Annotated in this window: 4 protein-coding genes and 1 pseudogene; 2 read left to right on the top strand and 3 right to left on the bottom strand. The window is 40.6% G+C overall.

Features of this window, described 5'->3' with window-relative positions:
• Positions 1-273: 273 nt before the first annotated feature.
• From CK510_RS20630 to CK510_RS20620, 3 genes and pseudogenes are all read right to left on the bottom strand, one after another.
• A complete protein-coding gene (locus CK510_RS20630; protein ID WP_095723490.1) occupies positions 274-3,066 on the bottom strand; it encodes a peptidase domain-containing ABC transporter in 2,793 nt (930 codons plus the stop codon).
• Positions 3,015-3,773, bottom strand: a complete 759-nt coding sequence (locus CK510_RS20625; protein ID WP_095723489.1) for a foldase protein PrsA — start codon at positions 3,771-3,773, stop codon at positions 3,015-3,017. The genes CK510_RS20630 and CK510_RS20625 overlap by 52 nt, the downstream gene beginning before the upstream one ends.
• 182 nt (positions 3,774-3,955) lie before the next feature.
• Positions 3,956-4,747 (bottom strand): annotated as a pseudogene (locus CK510_RS20620) (TIGR00297 family protein); the annotation flags it as partial.
• A gap of 432 nt (positions 4,748-5,179) precedes the next feature.
• Between CK510_RS20620 and CK510_RS20615 the strand changes: the two are divergent.
• Complete coding sequence (locus CK510_RS20615; protein ID WP_095723487.1) at positions 5,180-7,075, top strand: S8 family serine peptidase; 1,896 nt, start codon at positions 5,180-5,182, stop codon at positions 7,073-7,075.
• Positions 7,076-7,760: 685 nt separating this feature from the next.
• Positions 7,761-8,970, top strand: a 1,210-nt coding sequence (locus tag CK510_RS20610) for a C2 family cysteine protease (protein ID WP_143289364.1), incomplete at its 3' end; no start/stop codon positions are given.

Raw genomic sequence — 8,970 nt, 5'->3', positions numbered from 1 at the left:
ATTTTACATACAATTTATTTAAGGTTTATTCTTAGTAGCAAAAAAAGTTTAGTCTTTGATTAAAGATCACAAGCAATTGTTTTAGCAATGCTACGTCTCTACGTCTTTTCCGGAGATGTCTATTGATTTATGGACTATATTTATAAATTTTCCCACATCCCTAAACATAAAAAAATAACCTTTCCTAGAAAAACAGGAAGGGCATTTTATTTTAATTTTATTTACACTAACCAAAAATCCCCGTCTAGAAATTAGCGGGGAGTATGACAACACTTACACATTAGCTTGCTGACGTTGATACAACGACCAATACAAACCCTTCTCCCGGAGCAAACTATCGTGAGTACCCCTTTCCGCAAGCACACCACGTTCCATTACCAAAATTTGGTCGGCACGTTTCAAAGGTGCAAAACGGTGAGCGATAATAAATACTGTGCGCCCTTGCGATACTTTCTGCAAGTTTTGCAACACCTGTTGTTCGGTTTCCGCATCTAAGGCACTCGTCGCTTCATCCAGGATAAGAATAGGTGCATTACAGAGGAACAATCTTGCTAAGGCAATCCGTTGTCTTTGTCCCCCAGATAAAGCTGTACCCCTTTCCCCCGCGTTGGTTTCGTAACCATTAGGTAATTGACTGATAAAATCGTGAGCAACTGCCATCCGTGCCGCTTCAACAACTTCTTCGGCAGTGATATCGGGGTTTCCCAGGGTGATATTCTCCAAAATAGAAGAGTTGAACAAAAAGTCTTCTTGGAGTACCACACCTATTTGTTGACGCAAGGATGCTAAATCGGCGCTTTTAATATCGAACCCATCAATCAAAATACGTCCTGATTCAATGGTGTACAACCTCTGCAACAACTTTGACAGCGTACTTTTACCCGAACCGCTCCTTCCCACAATCCCAATAAATTGTCCCGGTTCCACATCCAAGGAGATACCACGCAATATGGGTTCAGTGTTGGCTTTGTAGCGGAAAAATACTTGTTCAAACGATACTTGCCCTTTCAATGGTGGCAGAACCAATCCAGTACCGGGTTCAGCTTCCGGGGCAACATTCAAAATATCGCCAATTCTGTCTACTGATAATAAAACTTGTTGCAAATTTTGCCAAAGTTGGACTAAGCGCAATAGGGGACCAGTAACGCGCCCAGCAAGCATCTGAAACGCAACTAATTGACCAACAGTAAGCTTTTGCTCAATGACTAATTTAGCTCCAAACCAGAGAATTAAGAGGCTGGATAAATTGGTTAGGAAGTCACCAATATTACTACTAATGTTTTGCGTCGTTGAGGCTTTGAAACCAGTCCGAACAAATCGGGCAAATAACCCTTCCCATCTGTCCCTAGCAACTGGTTCGGCGGCATGGGCTTTGACGGAGTGAATCGCTGTGATGGTTTCGACTAAGAAAGATTGACTGTCGGCACTGCGGTTAAAGGTTTCGTTTAACCAGTTACGTAATATCGGCGTAGCAACTAACGTCAGTATGGCGAATAAAGGTAATACTGCTAACCCCGCAAAAGTAAGGGGGATACTGTAGTAGGACATCAACGCCAAATAGACGACAGCGAAGATACTATCTAAAACAACAGTTAATGCTGTACCCGTGAGGAATTGGCGAATTTGTTCGAGTTCCTGTACCCGTGCCACCGTATCACCAACCCGACGGGATTCAAAATAAGCCAGAGGTAGCCGCATCAAGTGGCGAAATAGCTGGGCTGACAGGCTTAAATCGAGACGACGAGCGGTATGGGTAAAGATAAATAACCGCAATATACCGAGAATCGATTCAAAAGATGCGACTGATAATAGCGCGATCGCCATTACATCTAATGTGGGCAAACTCTCCTGTACCATCACCTTGTCGATGACGACTTGGGTAATCAGGGGTGTTGTTAAACCCAATAGTTGCAAGGTAAACGATGCAATTAATACCTCAGTTAATAAACCTTTGTATCTCCATACAGCAGGTAAAAACCAACTTAAATTAAATTTTTCCTGCTGGTTAACAAGTTCGGCTTGCCAGAGGTTGCCGTCCCAACATTCCTCTGCCATTTGTCTGGGTATACTTTCACACTTGCCTTCCTTGTTGAGGGGATTGGCAATAATCAAGCGATCGCCTTTGATTCCGTAGGCAACTACCCAACCCGCTTCTTTATCCTGAGTACCACCCCAACGCATTACCGCAGGGAAAGTTAATTGGCGTAACTCAACCCAAGTCAAGTTTAACTTTCGGAGGATAAAGCCCACTTTTTCGGCAGCCTCGACCATATTTTTTGGTCGTTGTCCCCGTAATTGACGCTGTACCCATTCCAGTTGTGCGGGGTTTTGTAAATATTGACTCACCATTGTTAAACATGCAGCTCCCGTATTCCAACCAGCCACAAATGGATAACCAGTGGAGGTTTGAGGAGCCGCAGTTGCGAGAAATTCCTTTTGAAATTGGGGTTTTTGCGAAGATAAGGAGGAGGAGGGAGAAAAGTCGGAACGGTAAGATGCATCTCTATCTACATTGTCTAACTGTTCTTCCTGATTCTCTGTCTGGGAATCACCCAAAACATCGGCAAGTTCGCTCAATACCTGGGTTTTCGATCCAGCATTAGTCGCACTACTCGAATCATTTTCTGTTGAACCTTCCCAAAATGCCACAACTTCAGACGTTGAAACCTGCGTCCAAACATCAACATCCCAGGAAACGACCATAACTTCCTTGCTAGCTGCGATCGCTTTACAATCAACTGAAAAAAGTAACAACTCACCAAACCAGTCACCAGGTTCTAAAGTCGCGATCGGTTTGCTGGTTTCTTCCTCCCGCAAGCGAACCTTACCTGTGACAATAAAATATTGCGAACCACGAATATCCTTCGACCAGATTTTTTCCCCAAGTACGTAGCGAGAAACTTCGGCACGATTTTGGAGCAAATCTTGAGATTCGGTTTTCAGTGAGGAAAATGGTGCTTCATCCCAAGGTAAAGACTCTAGCACCCGTCTTTTTAAATCCTCATCGATGGTTGTTAACCCACTTGCAGCTTGACTGTAAGCTTTTGAATTTTCTCTGCTAGCCATTTCTCAAACAACTCATTCTGTAGTGCTTGCTTTAGTTGAGTATCATCTAATGACGCTGTGAGGACTTGTTCCAGGCGAAACAAACCAAAGCGTTCTTCCAATTCAAACGGTCCAATCAATACGTTTGGAGTAGTTACATCCACTGCTGCCCTTAGTATATCTGGTAACGTACCCCGGCTGACTGGTCCCATCATCCCATTCACCACGCGATCGTCCGCTAGGGAATATTCGCGGGCAATTTGCTCGAAACTTGCACCTTCTTCAATTTGGGCTTGTAGTTCTTCTGCAAGCTCCCGTTTATCTACAATAATCCGAGATAAAACAACGCGATCGAGAAAAAGTTTCCGTTCGATGAAATATTCTTGAAGTTTTGGCTCGGCAATGACAGTTTTTAGTCTCTCAAGTTTAAAGCCAGATGCGACTGAAGCATGAAAAGTCTCATAACTAGTGCCACTACTTTTTAACCAATCATTAAAGCGTTGCGGGTCTGTCAGTTGATTTTTTAAGCGAAAATCAATAATAGCTTGTTCTGTGAGTGCTGGGCTAATGGTAATATCTTCGCGGGAGGCAATTTCTTCCTCAATCACATTTTGACGAATAATATCACCAATGAACTGCCCTAACTTTCCCGAAGCTTGCAGGTGTTTAACCGCTTGAGCGACGGAAATTTCTTTGTCATCAATGGTGAGAAATGATAGAGATTCCATGAATAAAGTTCTGTATAAGTAAATACGCAGGAAAATTGCACTATTCTATAGGTCAATTCCAGCTTTGAGTGAGTTTCCAGCAAAATGCTATCGCAATCCTAAGCGCTAGTACCGTAAATCAGCAACTAATAATAATGTTTTAGTTAACCTAAAGTCAGCTAGCTGGACACACTTAACCATGACAAAGCAAATAAAATTGCCGCGATCGCACCAATTAATGTATTTATAATATTGACTAACTCATTTGTCAGCCAATCATACTTAGATTGCAGCGTCGCTCCAATCACGCTTTCAATATTAGTCGCAATAAAAGCAGCCAGAATACACCAACCCACATCTAAACCATTAATTAAACCAACACCAAAACCTACTAATGCTTGGACAACCGAAGCAACTACTCCAGCTAATGTCCCTTCTAAACTCACAGCACCTTCGGTTCCACGGGGTACGGGTTGGAGTGTGGTAATCAAAAAAGTACGCTGTCCATAAGCTTTACCAACTTCGCTAGCGCAGGTATCGGAAAGTTTAGTACTGAAGCTGGCAACGTAACCCAGCAGAAAAAGAGGATGAAGAAAAGTATTTGCGGAAAATATACCCGCACCCATAGCACATAATGCTCCGATTAATGCCGAACCCCAGACATTTTCTGGTCCCCTAGCACCAGAACGTTTTTCGGCAATCCCTTCAGCTTCTTTTTGTGCCATGCCAATTTTAGTGACGAATGAACCCACCAAAAAATAGAACATCACCACTAAGTAACCTTGCCATCCCAGGGTTGTCCAAATTAAAACACCCAACAACCAAGCATTAAAATACCCAGAGGTCGTCAGGAGTTTTTTTGGTAATATCCAAGCTAAACCCAGTAAAACAGTATTTAGGGCGATACCTCCGGTGAGCTTCGCTAACGCGATCGCTATTCCCTGTGGGAGTATGGTAACTACCCCAGCATTGAAATCACTAATTAAGGAAAGCATTTTAATAAATTTCAGCAATAAATTTTAGTAGAATCTTCTAGCAAAAAATCAGGTTTTCTCCAGTCCGTCGCCCCGTAAGTGTAATTAACAATCAGCCCTAATACAAGCGTATAACCGTATTTTGGCTAGTCACATAGTTGTCTGGTATTGTGAATTTGTGGTAAGTTTAACCACCAAAACTTATTGAAAAATCAGGATATCGTTTTAACTCAGTATATCAAGTTATCATCCCTCAAACATACGCAATATTCCTTAATAAAGGAAAAATCATATGTCGCAACATAGACGAAGCAAATGTAGCATTTACGTGAAGATTCAGTAAATACTTTGTGATATTTTGGTAAAAGAAAGCACTTTCTGATTATTTTGTCGGCAAAGCTAGCAAATATCGATTTTGATATTATATGTACCACCCATAAAAAACTTGTAAATATGCCAGCTAACGTTCCTGGTAATTCGCTTAGTACAGCACTTGATATTAATATTTCCAATGGTTCACAGGTATTTACTGATACCACTGACTCTTTAGGGTCAAGCAAATTTTATAGTTTTGGGTTACAGGGGCGTAGCAGTTTTAACTTATCACTGAGAGAATTAGGGGGTAATTTCAATGTTGATTTAATTCAAGATAAAAATGCCAACGGTGTTTTTGATTCGGATGAAGTTGTAGCGGTTTCCCAACAAACTCGTAGGGGAGAGCGTCTGAATACAGATATTGATGGAGGTAATTACTATATCCGTGTTTACGGACAAGGTGATAACTTTGGTACTTACAGCCTCACAGTATCCGCAATTTCTTATGATGATTTTATTAATCAACCTATATCAGCTTCCCCATCCGATCTTCCCATAGCCCAAAATCGTTCCAGAAGGGGTGGGCAAGAAGACAGACTGGCTAGTATCCCATCAGAAAATCAGCCAGTAAGTCAACCAGCATCTCAAAATACCTCAACTAAAACCTGGAAACAAGGGACTTTAGGTGCAGATGTATTAGTTTACGATCGCACTAATCAAACAACATTTGTTTCGGGAAACGGCAACATTAATTTTGGCACTGGTGGACGGGATATACTCGATTTCAAAACCATTGGTATTTCCTCAACGCAAGCAACCTTTAACTGGGCAACTGCCACTGCTGGGGGAGTCGTTGACAATCCTGGTAACGGTTATCGGTTATTTGATGCGATTATATTGAATGATGGCAAGCAAGTCTTATTTGAAAGCATCGAACAAATACTTTTTGCTGACACTACCTACGATTTAACAGTTGCAAATCCCGGTATTGGCATCGGTACGCAAGCAACAGTCACAACCAACGACACAAACTTTAGTCAACAATGGGATTTACATATCACTGGTGTACATAATGCCTGGAGATTCACCACAGGTTCGGCAGGAGTCCTAATTGGGATTGAAGATAGTGGACTTGCGGTTGATAGCAACGGAGTCACTCATCCCGATTTGCGATCGACAATTTTTTCCGAAAGTAACTATCTAGATGAGTCAACAGGTGCTTCTCACGGTACTGTAGTCCAAAGTACCATTGCAGCCGCAAGTAATAATGGTTTTGGTATTGCAGGTATCAACTGGAACTCAGATGTGATGCATATTGATGTTCTCGGTAATACGATTAATGGTACATACCAAGCAGATGCTGGCGATTTCAATTTGGTAAATGCTACACAAACACTGATAAATCAAGCAAATAGTAAAGGGCAAAAATTAATTGTCAACTTGAGCTTGATAGGTGGTAGTAGTGATGCATTCCAACAACTAATTGCTAACAACCAAGACAAAGCCTTATTTGTCATTGCTGCTGGTAATGATGATGTCGGGGAAGTATCCAGCCCTGGTTCTTTTGCACAAACTTACGGTAACGTGATTTCAGTTGGTGCATCCTGGGGTAATAAAGATTGGTACGGCAACTCGAAAAACCCAGGGGAACGGGTTTCCTACGCAAATCCCAAATGGTGGGGTTCCAATTATACCAGTGATACAGCCATCAACGCTGGTTTGCGACCATTAACATTAATGACACCAACAGAATTTCCTGCTGCGAGTGCAGACAAAAACTCCACAGGTTCGTTTAATTTTGGTTACAACGACAAATTTAACGGCACTTCCGCATCAACTGCGATCGCATCTGGAATTGCTTCGTTAGTGTGGAGCGCAAACACAAGTCTCAGTGCATCGCAAATTAGAGCAATTTTGTCGGAAACTGCATACGATTTAGGAACAACTGGATATGACAAATTCTACGGAAATGGCTTTGTTAATGCCGATGCTGCTGTACGTCGTGCCTTAGCGATCGCACGTAATTATTCCTAATTATTCCACACTTATAGGACTTACGCATTGACAGAAAAATCAAAATAGGGGGCATAGTTTTCAGTTCTTTGACCTTAATTTTTCGGCTTCCCACCAAGCGATACGCATGATTGCGATAAGCGGAGCTGAACGCAACCAAGAAAGGGTAATTTAGAAAAGGAACCGAACAACGTATTTACGTTGATACACAACATAGTTCTTTTGTACAGTTCTATCTTATTAGTTTGAGGTGCATCTAGCTGGACGTTAAATTAATATTATTTTGTTGTCTAGTTACGTGTAAATAACTAGATAAAATCAGTATATTCAGATAAAGATTAAAAATTATACTTTTGCCAGTAATCAAAATAAATCTGATGATTTTTTTGGTGAAGAGGTAAAAAGTAACTATAAAAAATATATTAGGAGACGTATGATATATCGCGTCTCTATATTATTTCATGAATAAATAATGAAAAATACGTATATTCAACATAGACATTTGGGTATATAAAAAAGCAATATAGAAGCTCATCTTGAATTTAATGCTTGGAATAATAAGTGACTCCTGAGACATAGAGTTACAGAGATATGTCGTGCATATTTAGTTTGAATTACTGAGACAGTCGGTGGGTTTCTCTCCGCAAAGTATCAGTATCGTAGCTTGCGAACCGCAGGGTACTTGGAGAATGACGCAAGGATTGTTATGACAGTAAATAGTTTTAGACAAAGTATTGATATAAATTCCAGCTTAAATATTTCCCAGAATCCACAGGTATTAACTGGTTCCATCGGTTGGGAAAATGTAAACGACTATTACAGCATCAATCTGAGTAATCGCAGTAGTTTTGATGTTGCGATCGCGGGTTTATCTGCAAATTTAAACCTGCAAATACTAGATAACAATGGTTCTATTGTCACTGGTTCCTACAATCGTCGTAAATCCGATGAATCCATCAATGTAGTGCTAGAAGCAGGTGAATACTACATTGAAGTTTATCGTTCTGGTCATGCAGTCAGCGATTACAACTTAAAGTTTAGTAGTAATCGATTCACAGAAAAAGTACCTTCAACTTTACTGTCAACTGCTGTAAATGAGTTCGGTAGAGTTATTGAAAACTTAGGAATTCAAGATGTGGGAATTCGTCAAACAGTAAAATCATCCTTTAGCGACGGAATAATCGATCGCAATGAAATGATTTCCATTTTGCGTAACTCCGAAGATGCTGGAATTGTTGACACAACAGAATTTTACGATTTGAAAGCATTACTCAATAACTCAGTTTCACTATCTATTTCCGAACCAGTGCGAGTCTTGGCAAACAAAATAATTAATGGAGATACAGCAAATCAAAAATATCAAGGGAATTCACTGGGTAACTTGAGTGCAGGTAGCAGTGATATCCACATGGAAAGCCTGATAAATAAATGGTTTTTTGGACGCGATCGTCCATCAACTACGGAAACATATCAGCAAGTAAGTGGTTCACTCTTTCAGAATGGAATCAGTTACCAAGATATCAAGCAAGGAAAAATTAATGATTGTTTCTTTCTGATTGGACTAGCTACCACAGCAATCAACTCAGTAAAAACAATTGAAAACATGTTTATAGACAACGGGGATAATACTTTCACCGTCAAATTTTGGCGAAATCAAGTTGCTGACTACGTAACTGTAGATAAGTATTTACCAATTGATTCATTTGGTAACTTTGTCTATGCAAGTAAAGGTCTAAATTACAACAATTCTACAAATGAATTGTGGGTTGCACTCGCAGAAAAAGCTTACGCACAACTAAATGAATCTGGTGGAATTTACCAAGACAATACTAATAGCTACTCCGGTATCGGTAATGGTGGTTACATTGCTGATGCATTACAACACATTACAGGTAGCAAAGTATTAATGAGTGTTC

This window comes from Brunnivagina elsteri CCALA 953 (genome assembly GCF_002289455.1).
GTDB classification, from domain to species: Bacteria; Cyanobacteriota; Cyanobacteriia; order Cyanobacteriales; family Nostocaceae; genus Brunnivagina; species Brunnivagina elsteri.
Note: the sequence above shows the minus strand (reverse complement) of the source record. Positions and strands in the feature narration are given on the sequence as shown.